This is a genomic window from Rathayibacter sp. AY1B8, from assembly GCF_002932775.1.
GTDB lineage: Bacteria > Actinomycetota > Actinomycetes > Actinomycetales > Microbacteriaceae > Rathayibacter.
Map to the genome: position 1 here is coordinate 67,051 of NZ_PSWJ01000001.1, position 22,792 is coordinate 89,842.

Consider the following 22,792-nt stretch of genomic DNA (forward strand, 5'->3'; position numbering starts at 1 on the left):
CGCTACGCGGAGCCTCCGGCACCGTCACGGTGTTGACACGTCGCGGGACGCGGGCTCAGAGCCAGCCCCACCGCTTGAAGAGCCGGTGCAGCACCACGCTCGAGGCGAGCATCGCCGCGAGCGCCGCCGGGTACCCCCATGCCACGTGCAGCTCGGGCATCACGTCGAAGTTCATGCCGTAGATGCTCGAGATCATGGTCGGCGCGAAGAAGATGGCCGCCCAGGCGGAGATCCGCTTGACCTCGTCGTTCTGCTGGTTGCCCACCTCCGCGAGCTTCTTCATGTCCTCGTTCTGGCGCTGGGCGACGAGGGTCGCGTTCACCGCCAGGATCTCCCGCAGCGTGGTGCGGAAGCCGTCGACCCGCTCGGTGACGAGCGCGACGTGGTCGGCGACGTCGCGGATGTAGCGGCGCAGCTCCACATCCGACTGGAACACCTCGAAGTCGGTGACGAGCCGCCCGAGCATGCCGGTCAGCGGAGCGACCGCACGCTGGAAGTCCAGCACCTCCTGGCTGAGCTCGTAGATGCGGCGGGACACCGCCGGGTCGCCCTCGAAGACCTGCGCCTCGATCTCGTCGATGTCGTTCTCGAGACCGGCGACGACGGGCGAGTACTGATCCACGACGGCGTCGAGGATCGCGTACAGCACGGCGACCGGGCCGACGCGCAGCAGCTCCGGATCGGCCTCCATCCGCCGCCGCACCAGCGAGAGGTCGGGCTTCTCGGAGTGGCGGACCGTGACGACGAAGTTCGACCCCACGAACAGGTGGAGCTCGCCGAAATCGACCTCCTCGCGCTGGTCGGAGTAGCTGGCGGCGCGCAGCACCACGAACATGTCGCTGCCGTACCGCTCGAGCTTGGGCCTCTGGTGCGCGCTGATCGCGTCCTCGAGGGCGAGCGGGTGCATCGAGAACTCGTCCTCGAGCGCGGCGAGCTCGGCCGCGTTCGGCCGGTACAGCCCGATCCACGCCATCGCGTCGGGCAGCTTCTGCAGGGCGGCGAGCGCCTCCGGGATGCTGCCGGGAGAGACGACCCGGCGGCCGTCCTGGTAGATCGCGTTGTCGACCGTGCTGGTGCGGGCCGGCTCGTCGTCCGGGCGCAGACGCTGGATGGGAGCGGTGTCCTCGGCGGCGGCGCGGGTGCGCGAGCCCAGACCCAGGATCGTCGCGGGGACGCGGGGCAGCTTCACGACCATCTCCTCTGCTCGACCGACGCCCTATTGTGCACCTCCCGGTGAACGGGAGGTGTCCGTTGCGCCGCCGGTGTCGGAGGGCCTCACTAGCCTGGAGTCGCTCCCCCGGACGACGCAGAGGAAGGACGACCGTGAAGCTGCTGCACACCTCGGACTGGCACATCGGCCGCACCTTCCACGGGCACTCCACGACGGCGGCGCTCGCGACCGTGCTCGAGGCCCTGGTCGAGACGGTGCGGGCCGAGCGCGTGGACGCGGTGCTGATCGCCGGCGACGTCTTCGACTCCGCCGTGCCCGCCGCAGAGCACTACACCCTCCTCACCCGCACGCTCGAGGCGATCCGCGCGGCCGGCGCCGAGGTCGTCCTCACCAGCGGCAACCACGACTCCCCCGCCCGGCTCGGCTTCCAGGCCGGGCTCCTGCGCGGAGCGGGCGTCCACGTCCTCACCGACCCCGAGGCGTACGCCGAGCCGGTCGTGCTGCGCGACGCGTCCGGGCTCGAGGTCGGCGTCCACGGCATCCCCTTCCTCGAGCCCGCCCTCTACCGCCACCGGCACCCGGAGCAGCAGCTGCGCCGCCACGAGGACGTGCTCGCCTTCGCGATGGCGCGGGTGCGCGCCGCCGCCGAGGCGGCGGGCCGTCCCTGGGTCGTACTCGCGCACTGCTTCGCGGTCGGAGCCCCGGCCGCGGTCCTCGAGCGCGACATCACGGCGGGCGGGCTCGACTACGTCTCGGTCGAGCACTTCGCCGCGGCCGACTACGCGGCGCTCGGGCACATCCACGGACGCGCCGAGCTGCTGCCGGGAGTGCGCTACTCCGGAGCGCCGCTGCACTACTCGTTCGGCGAGGCGTCGAAGCCGCGCGGCGCCTGGCTGGTGACGATCGGGCCCGAGGGGCTCGAGGGCGTCGAGTGGTCGCCGCTCCCCGTGCCGAGGAGGCTCAGCGTGATCGAGGGCGAGCTCCAGCAGCTGCTGCGCGATCCCTCCCTGGCCGAGGTGGAGGGCGACTGGGTCTCGGCGGTGCTCACCGATCCCGTGCGCCCGCTCGACGCGATGGCGCGCCTGCAGTCGCGCTTCCCCGGCTGCGCGACGCTCGAGCACCGGCCCCCGCACGCCGCGGCCGAGCCGCGCGCGTACGCCGAGCGGATCCGCGGGCGGAGCGACGTCGAGGTCGTCGACGACTTCCTCGCCCACGTCCGCGGCGGCCACGGCGCCACGGACACCGAGCGCGCCCTCACCCTCGACGCGCTCGCTGCCGTCGAGGCCGAGGCTCTGCGGTGAGGATCCGCCGGCTCGCCTTCGCCGGGCTCGGACCGTTCCGCGCCGAGCAGTGCGTCGACTTCGACCGGCTCGAGGACGTGGGCGTGTACCTCATCGCCGGGCGCACCGGAGCGGGCAAGTCGACGATCCTCGACGCGATCGCGTTCGCGCTCTACGGCTCGGTCCCCCGCTTCGACGGCACCGCCTCGCGCCTCCGGAGCGACCACAGCGGCCCCGAGGACGAGACCTTCGCCGAGCTCGACTTCGAGGCGGCGGGGCGCGTCTACCGCGTCCGGCGCTCGCCCGAGTACGAGCGGCCGAAGCGGCGCGGCACCGGCACCACGACCCAGCCTGCGAAGGTCGAGCTGCTGGAGCAGGTCGACGGCACCTGGGTCGGGCTCTCGTCGAGCGCGAAGGAGGTGGGCGCCGACATCGGCCGGATCGTCGGCCTGACGAAGGACCAGTTCCTCCAGGTGATCCTGCTGGCGCAGAACCGCTTCCACGAGTTCCTGCTCGCGAAGAACGACGACCGGCAGCGGCTCCTGCGCACGCTCTTCGCGACCGAGCGCTTCGATCTGCTCCGCCGCCGCCTGCTCGAGCAGCGCGACGCGAGCGCCGTCGGGCTCGAGGAGGAGCGCGCGGCCGTGACGGCGCTCGCGGACGAGGCCGTCCGGCTCCTCGATGACGGAACCGAGCCGCCTCTGCCGGACGCCGCCTGGTTCGCCGGGCTGCCGGCGCGGCTCGCCGCTCCGCTCGAGGCGGCCCGGGCCGGCTCCGCCGCGGCCGACGCGGCGCACGAGGCCGCGGGCGCCGCTCTCGACGAGGCCCGGCGCACCGCCCGGGGCCAGGAGCGGCGCCGGCGCGCCCTCATCGAGGCGGAGGAGCTCGTGGTCGCCGAGGCGCACGTCGAGCAGCAGCGGGCCGCGATCGAGCGCGCGCGCCGGGCCGACGGCGTGCTGCCGCTGCTCCGCTCCGCCCGGGCAGCCGCCGAGAAGGAGCGGGCCGCCCGGCAGCAGCGCGACCTCGCCGCCGACGCCTACGGGGACGCGTCCGGGGGCCCGGCCGCCGAGACGGTCGAACGGCTCGCCGCTGTCCTCGGCGCCCTCGCAGAGGCGCTGGCAGAGGAGCGCCGGCTCCCCGACGCGGAGCGCGTCGCCGAGCGGTCCGCACGCGCCGAGCAGGCGGCGGCGACCGCGCTCGCGGGGATCGAGGCGGAGCTGCGCGAGCTGCCCGCCCGCGTCGACGCGCTCGCCGCCGAGGAGGAGTCCCTGGCCGGGGAGGCCGCCGCCGTCCCCGCGCGCGTCGACGAGCTCGCCGCGCTCGAGCGGAGGATCGCCGCGGCCCTCGAGCGCGATCTCACTGCGGCGGGCCTGCAGCGGCTCCGCACGGCCTACGCCGACGCGGCGCGCGTCCACGGCGAGCGCGCCGCGGAGCAGGCCGCCCTGATCGCGCGCCGGTTCGCCGGGTTCGCCGGGGAGCTCGCCGAGCGGCTGGAGCCGGGCGAGCCCTGCCCCGTCTGCGGCTCGTGGGAGCACCCCCGCCCGGCCGAGCACGACGGCCCGACGACCGTCGGCACCGACGACCTCGACCGGGCCCGCATCGCGGTGGAGCGCGCCGCCGCCGCCCTCGACAGCGCCCGCGAGCGCGAGGGAGCCGCGGCTCGGGCTCTCGCGGCGCTCGAGGAGCGTGTGGGCGAGGACGCGGATCCGGAGTCGCTCCGCCCGGCGCACGAGGAGCGGCTCGCCTCGGCGCGCCGCGCCGCCGCCCGCATGGAGGAGCTGCGGCGCGAGCGCATCCGGCTGCGCACCCGGATCGACGCTCTCACGACCGGGCGGGACGCCGCTCGCGAGGAGCACCGCGCCCGCGCCGACGAGTCCGCCCTCGCCGCTGAAGCGCTGCGGCTGCTGCGGGAACGCGTGGAGGCCTTCCGCGACGGCGCGACGAGCGTCGCCTCGCGCGTCGAGCAGCTGAACGCCCAGCGCCGTCGTGCCGTCGCCCTGGTCGAGGCCGAGGAGGCGGCCGTCTCGCGGTCCGAGGCCGCCGCCGCCGCCCGGGAGGAGCTCGCCGAGGTCCTCGCCGAGCGCGGCTTCACGACCGCCGAGGAGGCCGAGTCGGCCGCGCTGGCCAGCGGGGACCGGGCGCGGGCCGAGGCCGTCGTCGCCGAGCACGAGCGACGGCGGAGCGCGACGGAGGCGGTGCTCGCCGACCCGGAGCTCCGCGGACTGCCGGGCACGGCCGTCGACCTCGCCGACGCCGAGGGGCGCTCGCGCGAAGCCTCCGCCCGTCGCGACGAGGCGCGAGCCGGCCTCTCCGTGCTCGAGCACCGCTCGGAGCGCCTGGCCGAGCTCACCGCGACGGCCGCGGGCCGCCTCGCGGTGCTGGGTGAGCGCCTCCGCCGCCACGAGGAGCTGCGCGCGCTGGCCGAGACCGTCTCCGGCCGGGGGCAGAACACGCGCCGGATGGACCTCGAGGCCTTCGCCCTCGCCGGACGCCTGGAGGAGATCGTGACCGCGGCGAACCTCCGCCTCGACGCGATGACCAGCGGCCGCTACGCCCTCGCCCACGACGACTCGCTCGCCTACCGCGGCGCCGCCTCCGGCCTCGGGATCGACGTGCTCGACGCCTTCACCGGCGTCCGCCGGCAGCCCGCCTCGCTCTCCGGCGGCGAGACGTTCCTCGCCTCGCTCGCCCTCGCCCTCGGCCTCGCCGACGTGGTGACGGCGCAGTCCGGCGGCATCTCGCTCGAGACCATGTTCATCGACGAGGGCTTCGGCTCGCTCGATGCCGAGACGCTCGAGACGGCGCTCAGCACGCTCGACGAGCTGCGGTCGGGCGGTCGGACGATCGGCCTGATCAGCCACGTCGACGCGATGCGCGAGCGGCTGCCGATCGGCCTCCGCGTCGCGGTGGGGCCGCGCGGCGACTCGACGATCCTCACCGGCTGAGCGGCCGCTCCCGGGCGAAGGGGCGACGACGGCCCGCTCCCTCCTCTCGCACTGCAGCAGCGAGCGCGCCCGCGCCCGCTGCTAGGGTCGTGCGCAGTGACACGGGGTGCCCGCCAGGGCTGAGAGAAGACCCGTTGAACCTGATCTAGTTCGTACTAGCGAAGGGATGTCGCGAATGAGCATTCGCACGCCTGTCCACCCGATCCTCCCCGCCGACACGGCGCCCGACCCGGCCTCCGTGGGTCGCGATCTCGCCGAGCTCCGCGCCGCCGGACCCCTGGTGCAGTGCATCACGAACGCGGTCGTCACCGGCTTCACCGCCAACAGCCTTCTGGCCCTCGGCGCCAGCCCGGCGATGTGCGACCTGCCCGGCGAGGCGGGCGTCTTCGCGGGCCTCGCCTCCGCGGTGCTCGTCAACCTCGGCACGCCCGGAGCGGAGCAGCGCGAGGGTGCTCGCGAGGCGGTCGCCGCGGCCGGACGCGCCGGCACCCCCTGGGTGCTCGATCCGGTCGCCGTCGGCCCTCTGCCCGTCCGCACCGCTCTGGCGGTGGACCTGCTCGAGGCGCGGCCGGCGATCATCCGCGGCAACGCCTCCGAGATCCTCGCCCTCGCGGGAGCCGGTGCGGGCGGCCGCGGTGTGGACGCCGTCGACACCGCCGAGCAGGCGCTCGACTCCGCCCGCGTCCTCGCCCGCCGCACCGGCGGCGTGGTCGCCGTCTCGGGAGCGGTCGACCTCGTCACCGACGGCGAGCGGATCGTCCGGGTCACGGGGGGCCACCCGCTGCTGACCCGCGTGACCGGCGGCGGCTGCGCGCTCGGCGCCGTGATGGCGGCGTTCCTCGGCGCGGGCGCCCGCCCGCTCGACGCGGCCGTCAGCGCCTCCGCGGTCTGGGGCCTCGCCGCCGAGCGGGCCGCCGCCGCGAGCAGCGGTCCCGGGTCCTTCGCCGTCGGCCTCCTCGACGGCCTCGCTGCCCTCCAGCCGGCCGACGCCGAGGCCGGGGCGCGGATCGCATGAGCCTCGACCTCTCGCTCTACCTCGTCACGGACACCGCCCAGTGCGGCCCGCGCGGCGTGCCCGCCGTGGCCGCTGCCGCCGTCCGAGGCGGAGTCACGACCGTGCAGATCCGCGATCACGACGCCTCCGCCGCCGAGCTCGTCGCCCTGACCCGGGCCGTCGCCGCCGTCCTCGACGAGCGCACGACCCTGCTGGTCGACGACCGCGTCGACGTCGCCCTCGCCGCCCGCCTCGCGGGCGCCCGCGTCCACGGCGTCCACCTCGGGCAGTCCGACCTCCCCGTCACCGCCGCCCGCTCGCTGCTCGGTCCCGACGCGGTGATCGGGCTCACCGCGAACACCCCCGAGCACCTCGCCGCCGTCCGCGCCCTGCCCGCGGGGACGGTCGACTACCTCGGCGTCGGCGTCATCCGGCCCACCGCGACCAAGCCCGACCACCCCGCTCCCCTCGGTGTCGACGGGTTCGCCGCCCTCGCCGCGGCCGCGGCGCTGCCCTGCGTCGCCATCGGCGGAGTCGGAGCCGCGGACGCGGGGCCACTCCGCCTCGCCGGTGCGGCCGGGCTCGCGGTCGTGTCGGCGCTCTGCACGGCCGCCGACCCCGCGGCGGCCGCCCGCCTGATCCGAGCGGAGTGGGACCGATGACCGCCGGCGCCCGCGTCCCCCGTGTCCTCAGCATCGCCGGCACCGATCCGACCGGCGGTGCCGGCGTACAGGCCGACCTCAAGTCGATCGGCGCGCTCGGCGGCTACGGCATGGCGGTCGTCACCGCGCTCGTCGCGCAGAACACGCACGGGGTCCGCTCCGTGCACCTGCCACCCGCCGTGTTCCTCCGCGAGCAGCTCGACGCGGTGAGCGACGACGTCACGATCGACGCGGTGAAGATCGGGATGCTCGCCACGGCCGAGTACGCCGGAGTCGTCGCCGAGTGGCTCGACGAGGTCCGCCCGCCCGTCGTGGTCGTGGATCCGGTGATGGTCGCGACCAGCGGTCACCGGCTGCTCGCTCCCGAAGCCGAGGACGCCGTGCGCGACCTGCTCCTCCGCGCCGACCTGGTGACGCCGAACCTCCCCGAGCTGGGCGTGCTCGCCGGAGAGCCGACCGCCTCCGACTGGCCGGCCGCGCTCGCGCAGGGGGCGATGCTCGCCCGCGCCCTCGACGCCGCCGTGCTGGTGAAGGGCGGCCACCTCGACGGCCCCGCCACCCCGGACGCGATCGTCACCCCCGACGGCCTCGTGCGCGAGGTCCCCGGCGAGCGTGTCGCCACCTCGAACACGCACGGCACCGGGTGCTCGCTCTCGTCCGCGATGGCGACGCTCCTGGCCGGGCGCGACACCTCCTCCGACGCCCTGGTCGAGGCGCTGACGGAGGCCAAGGAGTGGCTGACCGGCGCCCTGCGCGCCGCCGACGCTCTCGAGGTCGGCTCCGGCAACGGCCCGATCGACCACTTCCACCGGCAACGTCCTCCGGCGTTCTGCGCGGACGTCTGGGAGCGGACGCGGACCCTCCGCGACGAGATCGACGCGCTCCCGTTCGTGCGGGCCCTCGGCGACGGCTCCCTCGGGCGGGAGGACTTCGAGTGGTACCTCGAGCAGGACGCTCTCTACCTCACCGAGTACGCCCGCGTCCTGGCCGTGGCGGCGCAGCGCGCGCCGACCACCGCCGAGCAGGTCTTCTGGGCCGAGGGCTCGGCGTCCGCCCTCGCGGCGGAGGCGCAGCTGCACCGCGACCGGCTCGGGACCAGGGACGCGGCTCCCGCGCCCGCGACCCGCGGCTACACCGACCACCTGCTCGCGGTCGCCGCGGGCGGCGGCTACGGCGAGATCGTCGCCGCCCTGCTCCCCTGCTTCTGGCTCTACGCCGACGTCGGGTCGCGCCTCGCCGCCTCCGGGCACCCCGAGCACCCCTACGCGGACTGGCTGCTCACCTACGGCGACCCGGTCTTCGCGACGGCCACCGAGCGGGCGATCGAGTTCACGGAGCAGGCCGCCCGCGACGCCTCACCGAGGGAGCGCGCCGCGATGAGGGACGCGTTCCTGCGGTCGAGTTCGTTCGAGAAGGACTTCTTCGCCGCACCGCTCGCCCGGACCGGCTGAGCTCTCAGCCGGCCCGGCCGGGTGCGCTCAGCCGATCGCCTCGCGCAGGACGTGCATGAGGGCGTCCAGCTGCACCGTGTCGGCCGAGGCCGTCTCGGCGTCCGCGCCGTCGAGCGCCCGGGCGGCGAGACCGGCCTTGGCGTCGATGAGCTCCGCGATCTTCGCGTCGATCGTGTGCGCCGCGATGATCCTCCACGCCGTCACCGGCTCCTCCTGGCCGATGCGGTGCACGCGGTCGATCGCCTGCGTCTGCTCGGCCGAGGTCCACGACAGCTCGGCGAGCACCACGTTGGAGGACGCCTGCAGGTTCACGCCGACTCCCGCCGCGGTGAGCGAGCAGACGGCGACAGAGACGTCCGGGTCCTCGTTGAAGGCGTCGATCTGCGTCTGGCGGAACGCCGCGGTCTGGTCGCCGCGGATGGAGACGGACGTCAGCTCGCGCTTCTCGAAGGTGTCCTCCGCCTGGTCCATCACGTCGATGTGCTTCGCGAAGAAGACGACCTTGCCCACCGAGCGGGCCAGCTGCGAGGCGTAGTCGGCGGCCAGCGCCGCCTTGGCCTGGCCGATCCGGCGCACCATGGTGAAGACGTTCTCGCCGGTCTTGGCCGACTTCGACTCCTCGAGCTCGCTCTGCGCCACGATGCGGATGAACCGCTCGCGCTCGTCGTCGTCGAGCTCGTGCGTGATCGAGGAGGTGACCGCCCTGAAGCGCTGCAGCATGCGGGCGCCGAGCTCGCGCTCGGCCTTCTGGATGGAGCGGCCGAGGTCGTCGTCCAGCTCGACGGGCAGATCGACGGTCCGCTTCGACGGCAGGTCGGCGGCGACGTCGATCTTCTTGCGCCGGACGATGCCGAGGTCGATCACGGCCTCGCGCGCCTCCGGGTAGAAGCCCGTGTCGGCGGGGGTGAGGCCGGTCTCCTCGAGGCGGCCCATCAGCTCCGGTCCCGGCTTGGTCTCGTCGATCCAGCCGAGGAAGCGCCAGATGGCGCGGAAGTCGTCGACGTCGTTGATCAGCGGGGTGCCGGTCAGCGCGATCATCAGCGGATCGTGCCCCGGAGTGGTCTCACGGATCCTCGACGCCAGCGCGAGCACGCTCTGCGAGCGCTGCGAGCGGAGGTTCTTGATGAAGTGCGCCTCGTCGACGACCATGCCGCGGAAGCCCAGGCTCCCGAGCCAGCCGATGTGCCGGTCGAGGATGTCGTAGTTGACGATGACCACGTCGGCGAACGCGTCGAGCGTGCCGCCGTCTCCGTGGATGACCGTGGCGCGCCGCTGCGGGGTCCAGTGCTCGACCTCGCGCGCCCAGTTCATCTTGACCACGTTCGGCACCACCGCGAGCAGCGGGTACGCCCCGACCACCGAGGCGGCGAGGAGGCTCTGCGCGGTCTTGCCCAGGCCCGGCTCGTCGGCGAGCAGGAAGCGGCGGTGCCCCTCGCGGGCGCTCTCGATGAAGCGCGCCTGGTGCGGCATCAGCTCGCGGCCGCGCGGCGAGACCCGGTCGAGCTTCGGCGGCTCCGGGAGCTCCATGCTCGCGGCCCGTCCGCCCGCTCCGTACTCGAACGCCTTGAAGAGCGGCCCGAGCAGCTCCCAGTCGTCGAGCCGGCGGCGCGGCGCCGGGGCCGAGGCCTCGGCGATCGAGAAGTCCGGCGGGAGGAAGGGGTTCGCCAGCTGCCGGGCGCGCACCGACTGCGGCACGACCTGGTTGACCGGCACCTCGGGCTTGGGCTCCGGCTCGGTCACGATGAGCAGCTCGTCGGGGCTGAGCTCCGCGCCCGCCTCGAGCAGCCAGTCGCGGCGGAGCTTCTGCGCGGCCGCCGTGACGCCGGCCTCCGATTCGAGCAGCGCGATCAGGCTGGTGTCGCGGGCGGCCGTCTTGGCCAGGATCGTGGCGATGCCGTCGAGGCGCTTCATCTCCTCGGCGCGCTGCGCGTCGCTGAGCGAGGGATCGACCTTGACCCGCTTGCGCTCCTCGCGCATCAGGAGGGCGATCACCAGGAACTTCGTCCGGTTGGTCGGTCCGACCTTGCCGGTCTGGGCCTTCGCCTCCACCTCGCGGACGCGGCGGGCGAGGATCGGGATGATCCCCGCGTTGTCCACGCCGCGCGAGCGCGATCGGGGTCGGCTCCCGGCGGCGTTCGACGCTCGTCGCGTCTGACCGGACTGACGCTGGCCGCTGCGAGCCATGCTCCTCCTCGATGTGTGACGGGGGCGGAGGAGGGGTTCCCGCGCGCTGCCGTCGCCGTGCATCCGCCGGATCGCCTCCGGAGAGGCGTCGGGCGTCGGTGCATCCGGTGGCCGTCGGGAGCTCCGAGCAACGGGTCTGGGACCCGGTCGCAGCATCCCCGGCGTGCGGGTGCGCCTCCAGTCTACTCCTCGGGGCGGTCCGGTCGGCGCTCCGCCGCGCGGACGGTCGCGCTCGTCGTCATTCCGGGGTCGGGACGCGGATGACGAGGCCCGCCGCCACGAAGACGCCGACCGCGGCGAGGCTCAGCGAGGACCAGATCGCGTCCGGGAAGGCGAACGGCAGCACCGGGTTCCACAGCACGAGCACCGGGACGAGCCCGATCAGCCAGAGGAGTGCGCGCGCCTGGATCGCGAACCAGCCGATGACCGCCGCGAGGATCGCGACCGGGTAGCGGATGAAGTCGTAGGCGTCGGAGCCGACGAGGGCGAGCCCTGCCAGCAGCACGATCGCGCCGAGGATCCCGGGCGCGAGCGCCATGCGGGCGCGGTCGCGCGAGGGGTAGCGGGCGGCGGTCGCGCGGGACGGCTTGCGGGTGCTCACCCCTCGATCGTAGGCGCGCATACCCCGCCCGGGTACCGCCTGCGGCGCGTAGGCTGGAGGAGTGATCGAGGACCTCAAGAAGCGCTCGCTGCACCGTGCCCGGATCCTGGGCGGCCAGATGCGCGGCCTCGAGCGGATGATCGAGAACGAGGACTACTGCGTCGACATCGTCACGCAGTCCCTCGCGATCCAGAAGTCGCTCGGCTCGCTCAACAAGCTCATCGTCGAGAACCACCTCCGCACGCACATCACCGCGATGTTCGAGGAGGGCGGAGACGCCCGCGAGGCGGCGATCGCCGAGCTCGTGAAGATCTTCGAGCTCTCCAACAACCGCTCGTGACCGCAGGCCTCGTCGCCGCGGCGCGGGTGCGCCCGCTGCTGCTCGACGGGGGCCTGGGCACGGAGCTGGAGGCGCAGGGCGCCGCGGTGGACTCCTCGCTCTGGAGCGCCCGGGTCCTGCTGGAGGAGCCCGGCCGGGTCGTCGCCGCGCACCGCGCCTTCGCCGAGGCGGGCGCCCGGATCGCGGTGACCGCGAGCTACCAGGTGTCCGCGAGCGGATTCGCGGCCGCGGGCCTGGCCCCGGGCCTCGCGGAGCGCGCCCTCCAGGAGAGCGTCGACCTGGCCCGGCGCGCGCAGAGCGGCTGGGTCGCCGCCTCCGTCGGCCCTTACGGCGCGAGCCTCGGCGACGGCTCCGAGTACCGCGGCGACGACGGCCTCACCGTCGGCGAGCTCGCCGCCTGGCACCGCCCGCGCCTGGAGACCCTGGCCGCGGCCGGGCCCGACCTGCTCGCTGTCGAGACCATCCCGTCGGTGCGGGAGGTGCGGGCCGTCGTGAAGGCCCTCGCGGGCTCCTCGGTCCCCGCCTGGATCTGCGTGAGCGGCCGTTCGGGCCGCACCGCGTCCGGCGAGCCCCTGGCCGAGGCGCTCGCCGTCGCCGCCGCCTCCGAGGAGGTCGTCGGCGTGGGAGTGAACTGCTGCCCGCCCGGCGACGTCGCCGAGGCGGTCCGCATCGCCCGCTCCGTCACCGGCAAGCTGGTCGTCGTGTACCCGAACAGCGGCGAGGAGTGGGACGCCGTCGAGCGTCGCTGGGCAGGCGACGCGGCCTTCGACCCCGCGCTGGTCGCCTCCTGGCGCGCGGCGGGAGCGGATCTGATCGGCGGCTGCTGCCGCGTGGGACCTGCGGCGATCGCTGCCCTCGGACGAAGCCTGGAGGAGGAGTCGTGACCACCCTGAGAGCCGTGCGCGGCGACCTCACCCGCGAGCACGTCGACGCGATCGTGAACGCGGCGAACTCGTCGCTCCTCGGCGGCGGCGGCGTCGACGGCGCGATCCACCGCGCGGGCGGGCCGGAGATCCTCGCCGAGTGCCGCCGGCTCCGCAGGGCCGAGCTGCCGGACGGCCTGCCCGCCGGCTCCGCGGTCGCCACGACCGCCGGCCGCCTCCCCGCCCGCTGGGTCGTGCACACCGTCGGTCCCGTCCACTCGTGGTCGGAGGACCGCAGCGCCGTCCTCGCCTCGGCCTACCGCGAGTCGGTGCGCACCGCTGTCGGCCTCGGCGCGCGGACGCTCGCCTTCCCGGCCGTCTCGGCAGGCGTCTACGGCTGGCCGATGGACGACGCGGCGCGCATCGCGGTGGAGACGGTCCGCGAGGCGACCGCGGACGGCGCACTCGACGAGGTCCGGTTCGTCCTCTTCTCCGCGGACGCCCTCGCGGCCTTCGAGGCCGCCCTGGCCGCGGAATGACGGAGGGGGAGCCGACCCTGCGGTCGACTCCCCCTCCACTGTGCTGCGCTAGGCCGTCTTCGGCCGCGCGAACTCGTCGTAGGGCAGCGTGATCGGGCGGGTCCGCGGAGGCATCCGCACGACCGCCTCGAGCGCCGGGCCCAGTGCCTCGCGCCACGCGCGGTAGCCGTCCTCGTTGAGGTGCAGGCCGTCCGGCGAGTACTGCTCGAGCAGTCCGCCGTCCTCGCCCGCGAGCACCGGCCACAGGTCGAGGTAGCCCGCGTGCGCCGTGGGCGCGAACTGCCACAGGTGGCGGTTGATCTCGCGGATCTGCGGCGCGAACTCGTGTCCGCGCGGCAGGACCGAGGTCACCAGGATGCGCACGTCCGGGAGGTCGCGCCGGAACGTCGCGACGATCGTCTCGATGTTGCGCACGACGTGCTCCGTCGTGCGGTGCCAGGCGAGGTCGTTGGTGCCGATCAGCAGCACCACCGTGTCCGGCTCCTGCGCGACCAGCTCGGCGAGCCGCGCGACGACGTCCGCCGTGGTGGCCCCTCCGACTCCCTCGTCGACGACCGTCGACTCCGTCAGCCACTCGCCCCAGGCTCCCGCCTGGATGATGCTGTCCCCGATGAAGAGGACCTTCCCCAGCTGGAGTCCGCGCCCCGCGTCCGTACTCGACCGTTCGCTCATCGTGCTCCTCTCGTCGGCGTCCCGGGCGGCCTCGCCGCCGCCGGACCCCTCCATTGTCACCGCTGCACCCGGCGCCCGCCAGGGGAGCGCTCGTCGCCGGAGTCCGGCAGGTCGGCCGCGGTGGCCGTGATGCGGTTGGCCATGCCGTTGAAGATGATGCCGTGGAAGGGCAGGATCGCGAACCAGTAGAGCCTGCCCGCGAGGCCCTGCGGGAAGAAGACCGCGCGCTGCGTGTAGACCGAGCCGCCGTCTCCGGAGGGCTCGGCGCGCATCTCGAGCCAGGCCCCGCCGGGCACCTTCATCTCGGCGCGCAGGCGCAGGAGCTTCGGCCGCTCGATCTCCTCGACGCGCCAGAAGTCGAGGGCGTCGCCGGCGTGCAGGCGCGCGGAGTCGCGGCGCCCGCGCTGCAGGCCCACTCCCCCGACGAGGCGGTCCATCCAGCCGCGGATCACCCATGCGAGCGGGAAGGAGTACCAGCCGTTGGTGCCGCCGATGCCCTCGATGACGCGCCAGAGCTTGGCCGGGTCGGCCTGGGTGCGGCGCTCCTTGAGGTCCACGTAGACCGTGTGGCCGGCCCACTCCGGGTCGCTCGGCAGCGGATCGCTGGGAGCGCCGACGACCTCCGCGTTCTGCCAGCTCGTCTCGATCTCGCCCGCCTGCATCTTTCCCAGCGCGAGCCGGACGGCGCGGCGGTAGGAGGTCAGCCCGCCCTCGGGGTCGGGGATGAGCGCGCGGATGTCCTGCTCGTGCACGACGCAGTCGTACTGCAGCGAGGCGATGATGGGCACCGCGAGCGAGCGCGGGATCGGCGTGACCAGGTTGACCCACTGCGAGGCCAGCCACGGGGTGAACACCGGCAGGGACGCGATCGGCCGCTGCGGGAGCCCGGCCTCGACCGCGTAGCCGTTCATCATCTGGCCGTAGCGGAGCACGTCGGGCCCGCCGATGTCGAAGGTGCGGTTGAGCGTGGCGTCCTCGAGCGACGCGGAGCCGATCAGGTAGTGCAGCACGTCGCGCACGGCGATCGGCTGGATGAAGTTGCGCACCCACTGCGGCGCGGGCATGTACGGCAGCACGTCGGTGAGGTGGCGCACCATCTCGAACGAGGTCGACCCGGAGCCGATGATCACGCCCGCCTGCAGGGCGATCGTCGGCACTCCCGACTCCATCAGGATCCGGCCCACCTCAGCGCGCGAGCGGAGGTGCTTCGAGAGCTCCTGGCCCTCGGGGTGCAGGCCGCCGAGGTAGACGATGCGGCCGACGCCGGCCGACCTCGCTGCCGTGGCGACGTTCTGCGCGGCGCGGCTCTCGACCTCCTCGAAGTGGGCGTGGTCGTTGCCCGAGCCCATCGAGTGGACGAGGTAGTAGAGGACGTCGACGCCCTCGACCGCGGCCTCCAGCGACTCCGGATCGCCGAGATCGCCCTGGGCGACCTCGACCTCCTCCGCCCACGGCACGTCGACCAGCTTGCGCGGGTCGCGCACCAGGACGCGCACCCGGAAGCCCGCCTCGAGGAGGCGCGGCGTCAGCCGGCCGCCGATGTAGCCGGTCGCGCCGGTGACGAGCGCGAGGGGGCGCGCCGAGTCGGAGGGGGTTTCGCTCATGCGGCCACGGTACGCCGATGGCCCCGGGACCTCTCCCGCTGGTGCGGGCCCGCGGCCCCTGCTAGGCGGCGGCCGGCATCCCGCTCAGTCGATGCCGAGGACCTCGCGGACCTGCACCACGTCGTGGTTCATCTGGCGGATGAGGGGCTCGACGCCCTCGTAGGCGACCTGGCCGCGGATCCGGCCGACGAACGCCACGTCGACCACGCGGTCGTAGAGGTCGAGGGTGTCGAGCGTCTGATCGAGCACGTACGCCTCGACCTGCTTGGGCGGCACCCCGACGAAGGTGGGGTTGCTGCCGACCGAGATCGCGGCGGGATGCGTGACGCCGTCGGTGGTGAGCCGGCCCGCGTAGACGCCGTCGGCCGGGATCAGGCCCTGCGACTCCGGCGAGAGGTTCGCGGTCGGGAAGCCCAGCTCGCGGCCGCGCTTCGCTCCGTGCACGACCACGCCGCGGACGACGGGCTCGTGCCCGAGCAGGCGCGTCGCGTGCTCCACATCGCCCTCGGCCAGCAGCTCGCGGATCCAGGTGGAGGAGACGCGGCGCCCGTCCTCGGGCCGCACGTCGTCGATCAGCTCCACCTCGAATCCGTGCTGCCCGCCGAGCACGCGCAGCAGGTCGACGTCGCCCGCTCCCCGGGCGCCGAAGCGGAAGTCGGAGCCGACGAGGACCACGCGGGCCTCGAGCGCCTCCACCAGCACCTGCTCGACGAACTGCTCGGGCGAGAGCGCCCGGAACGCCTCGTCGAAGGTGAGCAGCAGCGTCGCGTCCACGCCGGTCCCGGCGAGGAGCTCGAGCTTCTGCTCGTTGCCGACCAGGACGGGCGGGCACTTCTCCGGCGCGATCACGCTGAGCGGATTGCGGTCGAAGGTGACGACGACGGCGGCGAGCCCCTGCTCGCGGGCCCGCTCGTGCAGCCGGCCGATGACGGCCCGATGCCCGGAGTGGACGCCGTCGAACTTGCCGATCGTGACGGCGGAGGGTCCGATCCCGGCCAGGTCGCCGGGGCGGGTCTCGACGCGCATCAGGCGGCCGCCCGGGCCGTGCGCCGCCCCTGCACGCGGAGCCACCAGAGACCGAGCACGGGCAGGACGAGCGGGATGAGCAGGTAGCCGGCGCCGAAGGCCGCCCACACCGTCGACTGGCGCCCGAACGGGTCGGCGCTCGCGAGCCCGAGGAGCTGCGGAGCGAGGAGGCTGAGCGCGCCGACCACGAGCACGCCCACCAGCTCGAAGGTGATCGTCACCCACGCGACCCGCTGCCAAGCGCGGCCCGGGACGATCAGGGCGATCGTCGCGACGATGTACACGACGGCCGAGAGCGCCGAGAGCGAGAACGCCAGCGGCGCCTCGTCGAACCGGTCGATGATCTGGAAGACGGAGCGCCCCGTCGCGGCGAGCGCGAGGATCCCGTAGACCACGACCAGGAGGCTGCCGATCCCGCGCGAGCGGGCGGAACGGGTCGGCTCTCCGCTCCCGGGGGCCGAGGGGACTGAGGGGTCGTGAGCGGCCCGTCCGGACGCATCGCTGGCTGGTTTCGACATCGCACGTCCATGCTAGGCGCTCGCCGGGCCGGGCCCGGTGGCGGGCCCGATCAGGCGCTCTGGAAGAACCAGATCTGGTGCATCCGGTAGACCATGACCGCGATCGAGAGGCAGGCGACGCCCAGGATCACGGTGCTCCAGCGGCTCCGCTCGATGAGCGCCCAGAACCCGGCAGCGAGCGGCAGGAGCAGCGCCGAGATCAGGTAGATGTAGTACTCCGGCAGGCTCCCCGACGGGCGGTTGCCGACCAGCGGCGACACGATCGCGACCGCCAGCTGGACGATCAGCAGCAGCTCGACGATCGCCGTCGCGCCGACCGAGACGTCCGAGGGACGGCGGGCGAGCAGCCCGAGCACGAGGCAGAGCAGGCCGGCCGCGACGGCGATCCCCACCTGGAGGATCGTGAACCACTCGATCACGAGGCGGCCGTCCGCAGGTCCTCGGTCGGGAAGTTGACGACGCTCTTGAGCTGGGTGCCGCGCCGCTCGGCGAGGCCGATCAGCCGCTCCCCCGGGCCGACCGCGGCGAGGAGGCCCTTCGCGCCCGCCACCGCCGCCGGGGCCGGGATGCGCTTGCCGTTCGCGAGATCGCCCGCCTCCTGGGCGTCGAGGCGCAGCAGGGGGAACAGCTCGCCCGCCACGAGCGTCGGCGGCAGGAGCGCGGCGGGGACGTCGAGCTCGTCGATCTCGCCGGCCTGGGCCACGGAGAAGGGGCCGACCGCGGTGCGCCGCAGCGCGGTCAGGTGGCCGCCGACTCCGAGGGACGCGCCCAGGTCGCGGGCGAGCGCGCGGATGTAGGTGCCGGAGGAGCAGGTGACGCGCACGTCCAGGTCGAGGAACCCCTCGACCGGGCGGCTCGCCAGGACGGCGAACTCCGAGACGGTCACGGGGCGGGAGGCGAGCACGACCTCCTCGCCGTCGCGGGCGCGGGCGTAGGCGCGGCGGCCGTCCACCTTGATCGCGCTGACCGTGCTCGGGACCTGCTCGATCGCTCCGGTGAGGGCCGCGATCGCGTCGGACACCGACTCCGGGGCGAGGGCCGCGACGAGGGCGGGCTCCGCCGAGGCGAGCACCTCGCCCTCCTGGTCGTCGGTGGTGGTGGAGGAGCCCAGCCGGATCGTCGCCTCGTACTGCTTGTCGAGGCCGACGAGGTAGGTGAGCAGGCGCGTCGAGGGGCCGAGACCGAGGATCATCAGCCCGGTCGCCATCGGATCGAGCGTCCCCGCGTGGCCGACCTTGCGGGTCCCCGCGCGGCGGCGGGTCCGCGAGACGAGGTCGTGGCTGGTGATGCCGCCGGGCTTGTCCAGCAGGAGGATCCCGTTCGGAGCCGGGGCGGGGGTCTCGAGCACGGGTGCGAGGATACACGGACGGATCGGGAGTACCCCCGGGGTGGAGCCGGAGCCCTCGCCCGCCCGTCCTAGGCTGTCCGGATGAGGATCGCAGTACTCGGAGCAGGCGCCGTCGGCGGCACCATCGCCGCCCTTCTCGACCGCGCCGGGCACGACGTCGAGGTCACCGCCCGAGGCGACCACCTCACCGCGATCCGCCGGTCGGGGATCCGGCTCGACGGGGCGTGGGGCGAGCACACCGCCTGGGTCCGCTGCGGCGAGTCCCTCGACCTGGTGCCCGATCTCGCCTTCGTCTGCACGAAAGCGCAGGACGCCGAGGACGCGCTGCGCACCAACCGCCGCACGGTCGACGGCACCCTCGTCGTCGTCGTCCAGAACGGACTGGACGGGCTCACCGCGGCGGCCCGGCAGGTGCGCGACGCCCGGCTCGTGGGTGCTCTCGCCCTCTTCGCCGCGAGCCACCTCGAACCCGGCCGCGTCACCGTCACGGCTCCTGCCACGACCACGCTCGGCGTCCCCGGCCGCCCGGCCGACGACGACGTGCGACGGGCCGCCGCCGTGCTCGGCGAGGCGGTCCCCACCGCCGTCACCGACGACTTCACCGGAGCGCAGTGGACGAAGCTGCTGATCAACGAGGTCAACGCCCTGCCCGCGATCACCGGGCTCTCGGTCCAGGAGACGATCGACGATCCGGGGCTGCGGCGCGTCCTCGCCCGGTCGATGCGCGAGGCCGCCCGGACGGGCTTCGCGTCTGGCGTCCGCTTCGGCTCGCTGCAGGGACTCTCGAACACGTCCGTCCGCGCCCTGGCCGCCGCTCCCCTGCCCCTGGTCGAGCTGCTCCCCCGCCGGATGGCCGCGCGGATGGGCGAGGTGCCGAACCCCGGGTCGACGCTGCAGAGCGTCCGCCGCGGAGTGCCGAGCGAGATCGACCACCTGGCCGGGGCCGTGGTCCGCACCGCTCACCGCGGCGGGCGCGAGGCACCGGTCAACCAGCTGCTGGTCGACCTGGTGCACGAGGTCGAGCGGGCGGGCGCCTTCGTGCCGCCGGCGGAGGTCGTGCGCCGCGCCGCCCTGGTCTGAGCCCGCGGCCCTGTCGGACGGACGCCGCCCGCGGCGGCGGCCTCCGTCCCGAGGCTCAGCAGGAGTCGGCGAAGAGGCGCCGGGGCTGCTCCGGATCGCGGACGTCGACGAGGATCCCCGCCAGCCGGCGCGGGTCCGTCGTGGCGCGGTACGCCGCGTCCACCGGCGGCTCCTGCGTGTCGAGGCGGATGCTGGTGCTCCACGCTCCGCGCAGCTCCGGCCGGAGGGCGAACTCGCCGTCGACGAGCAGCACCGCGTCGCGGCCGGCGGTCCGCCAGCGCGCCTGCCGCGCCTCGTCGCGCACCGCGTCGAAGCCCGCGAGCACGAACCCGGTGCTGCCGCCGAGGGTGAACGGATCGAGCAGCACGCGGCGCAGGAGCTCGTAGTCGTACCCGGCCGCGTAGGAGCGCTGCTCGTCGGGCACGGCGGGGTCGTCCCGATCGGCGCGGGGACGTCGGAAGTCGGCGAGGTGCGCGACGATCGCGTCCTTGCCGGCCCGGCGGAGCGCCTCCGCGAGGTCGAGCGCGAACGCCGCGCTCACCGCGGGGTCGTCGCCGTCGATCCCGACCTTGACCCGTCCGCGCCCGTAGTTGTGCAGCACCTCCGCCGCGAGAGCGTCGAGCACATCGGCCTTCTGCGGAGCCCACCTGGTCATCCGCCCACGATACGCGCCGCCGCCTAGTGTGGGCTGATGCCCTCCGACCCTCTCGCCGACGCGATCACCGCCTGGTTCCGCACGAGCGCCCGCGACCTGCCGTGGCGCCGCGAGAACTTCCCCGCCTGGGGCACGCTCGTCAGCGAGTTCATGCTGCAGCAGACCCCGGTGGTCCGCGTCGTCCCGCGTCTGGCGGAGTGGCTGGAGCGCTGGCCGACACCCTCCGCACTCGCCGCCGTCCCGCCCGGCGAGGCGGTGCGCGCCTGGCAGTCCCTGGGCTACCCGCGGCGGGCCCTGCGACTGCACGCCTGCGCCGTGGCGATCGCCGAGGAGCACGGCGACGTGGTCCCCGACGACGTCGAGACCCTCCTCGCGCTGCCCGGCATCGGCGACTACACCGCCCGCGCCATCGCCGTGTTCGCCTACGGGAGGCGGCACCCCGTGGTCGACACCAACGTCCGCCGGGTCCTCGCGCGCGCGGTCGACGGAGCGGCGGAGCCCGGCCCGCCCCGCGCGAGGGCCGACCTCGCCGCGATGTCGGCGCTGCTGCCCGAGTCGCTCTCCGAGGCGGCGGCCTTCAACGCGGGCGCGATGGAGCTGGGGGCGATCGTCTGCACCGCCCGCGCTCCGCGCTGCGACGAGTGCCCGATCCGCGACCTCTGCCGCTGGCGGGCGGAGGGGTACCCCGAGCACACCGGGCCCGTGAAGGCGAAGCAGAAGCGGTTCGAGGGCTCGGACCGCCAGGTCCGCGGCCTCATCCTCGCCGAGCTGCGCGCCGCGCACGGCCCGGTCACCGCGGCCGAGGTGGAGTCTCTCTGGCCGGACGCCGACCAGCGCGGTCGCGCCCTGGCCGGGCTCCTCGCCGACGGCCTGGCGACGGGCGGCCCGGAGGACGGCTACCTCCTCCCCGGCTCCTGAGGGCCCGTCGACCGCCGTCCGCGTCGGAGGAGGCGGGTAGGGTCGGCGCCGTGACCGGTCGCCGCCTCCGCCTCCCCCGCCCCGACGCCGCCGTCGAGCGCACCCTCGACGTCGACCTCGCCCAGGACGTCCAGCGCGCCCTCGCCGCGGTCCGCGTCGAGAACGACCTGCCCGGCCCGTTCCCGCCGGCCGCGCTGGCCGAGGCCGAGCACGCGGACGCCGGAGCGGACGACGAGGACCGCGTCGACCGGACGGACCTCCCCTTCGTGACGATCGACCCGCCCGGCTCGCTCGACCTGGACCAGGCCCTCCACCTGGAGCGCACGTCGGAGGGCGTCGTCCTCCGCTACGCCATCGCGGACGTGCCCGCGGTCGTCCGCACCGGCGGAGCGCTCGACGCCGAGACGCGCCGCCGCGGCCAGACCTACTACCTCCCGGACGGCCGCGTCCCGCTGCACCCCGCGGTCCTCTCCGAGGGGACCGCGTCGCTCCTGCCGGACGAGACGCGCCGAGCGCTGGTCTGGACGCTGACCCTCGACGAGCGGGCGGAGCCGCGCTCGGTGCACCTCGAGCGGGCGCTCGTGCGCAGCGTGGCCCGGCTCGACTACGAGGGCGTGCAGCGCAGCGTCGACGCGGGCGATCCGCACCCCTCCCTCGCCCTCCTCCCCTGGTTCGGACGCGAGCGCCTGGCGCGCGAGGCCGAGCGCGGAGGAGCGAGCCTGACGCTGCCCGAGGAGGAGATCGTCGCCGCCGACGGCGGCTACCGGGTCGAGCGCCGCGCTCCCCTGGCCGTCGAGGGCTGGAACGCCCAGGTCTCGCTGCTGACCGGTATGGCGGCGGCGACGATGATGCTCGACGCGGGGGTGGGCATCCTCCGGACCATGCCCGAGGCCGACCCCGCCACCGTCGCGGCCTTCCGCTCCCGAGCCGCGGCGCTCGGCGTCCCGTGGCCCGAGGAGGAGGCCTACGGCGCCTACCTGCGCCGCCTCGACACCGCCGACCCCGCCCAGCTCGCCATCATGTACGCCGCGGCGAGCCTGTTCCGCGGCGCCGGCTACACCGCCTTCGACGGCGCCCCGCCGGAGCATCCCGAGCAGGCGGCTCTCGCCGCGCCGTACGCGCACGTCACCGCGCCGCTGCGGCGCCTGGTCGACCGGTTCGGCCTCGCCGTCTGCCTCGCGGTGTCCCGCGGCGGAACGATCCCGTCGCAGCTGCGCGAGGCGCTGCCCCTGCTCCCGCCGCTCCTCGCCGCGAGCGACCGTCGGGCCGGAGCCGCCTCCCGTGCGGCGACCGCGATCGTCGAGGCCGCCGTCCTCCGAGGCCGCGAAGGAGCCTCCTTCAGCGGGATCGTCGTCTCCTCGGCGCGCACCCGCTCCTCGGTCCAGCTGCTCGACCCGGAGATCACCGTCGACGTCCCGGCCCCGCTCACGCCGGGAGCCCGTGTCGTCGTCGTCCTGGAATCGGTCGACGTCGCCACGGGCTCCGCGGTGTTCGGGCTCGGCGCCTAGTCCTCGTCGTCCTCGCGGGGCTTCACATAGGGGTCGGCCTCGCCGGCGTAGTCCGCCTGAGCGGCGAGCGACTGCACCTGCGAGTCCTGGCTGCGCGCGGCGGCGAGCAGGTCCTCGATGTGCTTCGCGTTCTCGGGCACCGCGTCGAGGATGAACTCGAGCGACGGCGTGAGCCGCGACGTGATGTTCCTGCCCACCTCGGTGCGGAGCATTCCGGTGGCGGCCTTGAGGGCCGCGGCCGAATCGGCGCGCTCCTCATCGGTGCCGTAGACCGTGTAGAACACCGAGGCGTGCTGCAGGTCGCCGGTCACCTGGACATCGGTGATGGTGACGAAGCCGAGGCGCGGGTCGCGGAGACCGCGCTCGAGCCGCTTCGCGACGATCACCTGGATACGTTCGGCGAGCTTCCTCGCCCGGGCCGGATCTGCCATGG

The 22,792-nt window shown here is 74.7% G+C and carries 22 protein-coding genes and 1 riboswitch; of the genes, 11 read left to right on the forward strand and 11 right to left on the reverse strand.

Annotated features, from left to right (window positions below; all coding sequences use genetic code 11):
- Positions 1-55: 55 nt before the first annotated feature.
- On the reverse strand, positions 56-1,195 hold the full coding sequence (locus C5C63_RS00300; protein ID WP_104223070.1) for a magnesium and cobalt transport protein CorA: 1,140 nt from the start codon (positions 1,193-1,195) through the stop codon (positions 56-58).
- Positions 1,196-1,323: 128 nt separating this feature from the next.
- Between C5C63_RS00300 and C5C63_RS00305 the strand changes: the two genes are divergently transcribed.
- The 5 genes from C5C63_RS00305 (at position 1,324) to thiD (ending at position 8,503) form a co-directional block, all read left to right on the forward strand.
- A complete protein-coding gene (locus tag C5C63_RS00305; protein ID WP_104325310.1) occupies positions 1,324-2,472 on the forward strand; it encodes an exonuclease SbcCD subunit D in 1,149 nt (382 codons plus the stop codon).
- Positions 2,469-5,396 carry an AAA family ATPase gene (locus tag C5C63_RS00310; protein WP_104325311.1) on the forward strand — a complete coding sequence of 976 codons (2,928 nt, stop codon included), beginning with the start codon at positions 2,469-2,471 and terminating at the stop codon, positions 5,394-5,396. Before C5C63_RS00305 ends, C5C63_RS00310 begins: the two co-directional genes overlap by 4 nt.
- Before the next feature lie 92 nt (positions 5,397-5,488).
- A riboswitch (TPP riboswitch) is annotated at positions 5,489-5,580 on the forward strand.
- Positions 5,572-6,411, forward strand: coding sequence for a hydroxyethylthiazole kinase (thiM, locus tag C5C63_RS00315; protein WP_104233785.1), 840 nt, complete (start codon positions 5,572-5,574; stop codon positions 6,409-6,411). Its footprint overlaps the riboswitch before it by 9 nt.
- On the forward strand, positions 6,408-7,052 hold the full coding sequence (thiE, locus tag C5C63_RS00320) for a thiamine phosphate synthase (protein WP_104233786.1): 645 nt from the start codon (positions 6,408-6,410) through the stop codon (positions 7,050-7,052). The genes thiM and thiE overlap by 4 nt, the downstream gene beginning before the upstream one ends.
- Complete coding sequence (thiD, locus tag C5C63_RS00325; RefSeq protein WP_104233787.1) at positions 7,049-8,503, forward strand: bifunctional hydroxymethylpyrimidine kinase/phosphomethylpyrimidine kinase; 1,455 nt, start codon at positions 7,049-7,051, stop codon at positions 8,501-8,503. The genes thiE and thiD overlap by 4 nt, the downstream gene beginning before the upstream one ends.
- A gap of 27 nt (positions 8,504-8,530) precedes the next feature.
- On the opposite strand, the gene C5C63_RS00330 is transcribed toward thiD, so the two are convergent.
- Together C5C63_RS00330 and C5C63_RS00335 are read right to left on the reverse strand one after the other, a co-directional pair.
- Complete coding sequence (locus C5C63_RS00330; protein WP_104325312.1) at positions 8,531-10,687, reverse strand: DEAD/DEAH box helicase; 2,157 nt, start codon at positions 10,685-10,687, stop codon at positions 8,531-8,533.
- 238 nt (positions 10,688-10,925) lie between these two features.
- Positions 10,926-11,288, reverse strand: a complete 363-nt coding sequence (locus tag C5C63_RS00335) for a DUF6804 family protein (RefSeq protein ID WP_244229446.1) — start codon at positions 11,286-11,288, stop codon at positions 10,926-10,928.
- Positions 11,289-11,349: 61 nt separating this feature from the next.
- On the opposite strand from C5C63_RS00335, the gene C5C63_RS00340 reads away from it, so the two are divergent.
- The 3 genes from C5C63_RS00340 to C5C63_RS00350 are packed head-to-tail and all read left to right on the forward strand — an operon-like array spanning position 11,350 to position 13,030.
- The gene (locus tag C5C63_RS00340) at positions 11,350-11,628 is read left to right on the forward strand and encodes a metal-sensitive transcriptional regulator (RefSeq protein ID WP_104223062.1); all 279 of its coding nucleotides are present in this window, start codon (positions 11,350-11,352) and stop codon (positions 11,626-11,628) included.
- Positions 11,625-12,512, forward strand: a complete 888-nt coding sequence (gene mmuM / locus C5C63_RS00345) for a homocysteine S-methyltransferase (protein WP_104233788.1) — start codon at positions 11,625-11,627, stop codon at positions 12,510-12,512. Before C5C63_RS00340 ends, mmuM begins: the two co-directional genes overlap by 4 nt.
- A complete protein-coding gene (locus C5C63_RS00350; protein ID WP_104233789.1) occupies positions 12,509-13,030 on the forward strand; it encodes an O-acetyl-ADP-ribose deacetylase in 522 nt (173 codons plus the stop codon). Before mmuM ends, C5C63_RS00350 begins: the two co-directional genes overlap by 4 nt.
- A 48-nt stretch (positions 13,031-13,078) precedes the next feature.
- Here the strand turns inward: C5C63_RS00350 and C5C63_RS00355 are convergent, their stop codons facing one another.
- The 6 genes from C5C63_RS00355 to truB form a co-directional block, all read right to left on the reverse strand.
- The gene (locus C5C63_RS00355) at positions 13,079-13,702 is read right to left on the reverse strand and encodes a GDSL-type esterase/lipase family protein (RefSeq protein WP_104225671.1); all 624 of its coding nucleotides are present in this window, start codon (positions 13,700-13,702) and stop codon (positions 13,079-13,081) included.
- 56 nt (positions 13,703-13,758) lie between these two features.
- Positions 13,759-15,306 carry an SDR family oxidoreductase gene (locus tag C5C63_RS00360; protein WP_104233790.1) on the reverse strand — a complete coding sequence of 516 codons (1,548 nt, stop codon included), beginning with the start codon at positions 15,304-15,306 and terminating at the stop codon, positions 13,759-13,761.
- 84 nt (positions 15,307-15,390) lie between these two features.
- The gene (locus tag C5C63_RS00365) at positions 15,391-16,332 is read right to left on the reverse strand and encodes a bifunctional riboflavin kinase/FAD synthetase (RefSeq protein WP_104233805.1); all 942 of its coding nucleotides are present in this window, start codon (positions 16,330-16,332) and stop codon (positions 15,391-15,393) included.
- Positions 16,332-16,850, reverse strand: coding sequence for a hypothetical protein (locus tag C5C63_RS00370; protein WP_258062831.1), 519 nt, complete (start codon positions 16,848-16,850; stop codon positions 16,332-16,334). Before C5C63_RS00370 ends, C5C63_RS00365 begins: the two co-directional genes overlap by 1 nt.
- Before the next feature lie 50 nt (positions 16,851-16,900).
- Positions 16,901-17,269, reverse strand: coding sequence for a hypothetical protein (locus tag C5C63_RS00375; protein ID WP_104223058.1), 369 nt, complete (start codon positions 17,267-17,269; stop codon positions 16,901-16,903).
- Positions 17,266-18,198, reverse strand: a complete 933-nt coding sequence (gene truB / locus C5C63_RS00380) for a tRNA pseudouridine(55) synthase TruB (RefSeq protein ID WP_104291506.1) — start codon at positions 18,196-18,198, stop codon at positions 17,266-17,268. The genes C5C63_RS00375 and truB overlap by 4 nt, the downstream gene beginning before the upstream one ends.
- A gap of 81 nt (positions 18,199-18,279) precedes the next feature.
- Between truB and C5C63_RS00385 the strand changes: the two genes are divergently transcribed.
- On the forward strand, positions 18,280-19,278 hold the full coding sequence (locus C5C63_RS00385) for a ketopantoate reductase family protein (RefSeq protein WP_104225598.1): 999 nt from the start codon (positions 18,280-18,282) through the stop codon (positions 19,276-19,278).
- Between the two features lie 55 nt (positions 19,279-19,333).
- On the opposite strand, the gene C5C63_RS00390 is transcribed toward C5C63_RS00385, so the two are convergent.
- Positions 19,334-19,933 (reverse strand): hypothetical protein, encoded by a 600-nt coding sequence (locus tag C5C63_RS00390; RefSeq protein ID WP_146078397.1) that lies wholly within the window; start codon positions 19,931-19,933, stop codon positions 19,334-19,336.
- 36 nt (positions 19,934-19,969) lie between these two features.
- Between C5C63_RS00390 and C5C63_RS00395 the strand changes: the two genes are divergently transcribed.
- Both C5C63_RS00395 and C5C63_RS00400 read left to right on the forward strand, forming a co-directional pair.
- Positions 19,970-20,851 (forward strand): A/G-specific adenine glycosylase, encoded by an 882-nt coding sequence (locus tag C5C63_RS00395; RefSeq protein WP_104223054.1) that lies wholly within the window; start codon positions 19,970-19,972, stop codon positions 20,849-20,851.
- A gap of 50 nt (positions 20,852-20,901) precedes the next feature.
- Positions 20,902-22,359 (forward strand): ribonuclease catalytic domain-containing protein, encoded by a 1,458-nt coding sequence (locus C5C63_RS00400; protein WP_104291508.1) that lies wholly within the window; start codon positions 20,902-20,904, stop codon positions 22,357-22,359.
- On the opposite strand, the gene rbfA is transcribed toward C5C63_RS00400, so the two are convergent.
- Complete coding sequence (gene rbfA / locus C5C63_RS00405; RefSeq protein ID WP_104223052.1) at positions 22,356-22,790, reverse strand: 30S ribosome-binding factor RbfA; 435 nt, start codon at positions 22,788-22,790, stop codon at positions 22,356-22,358. The two genes, C5C63_RS00400 and rbfA, sit on opposite strands and share 4 nt — an antisense overlap.
- Positions 22,791-22,792: the final 2 nt, after the last annotated feature.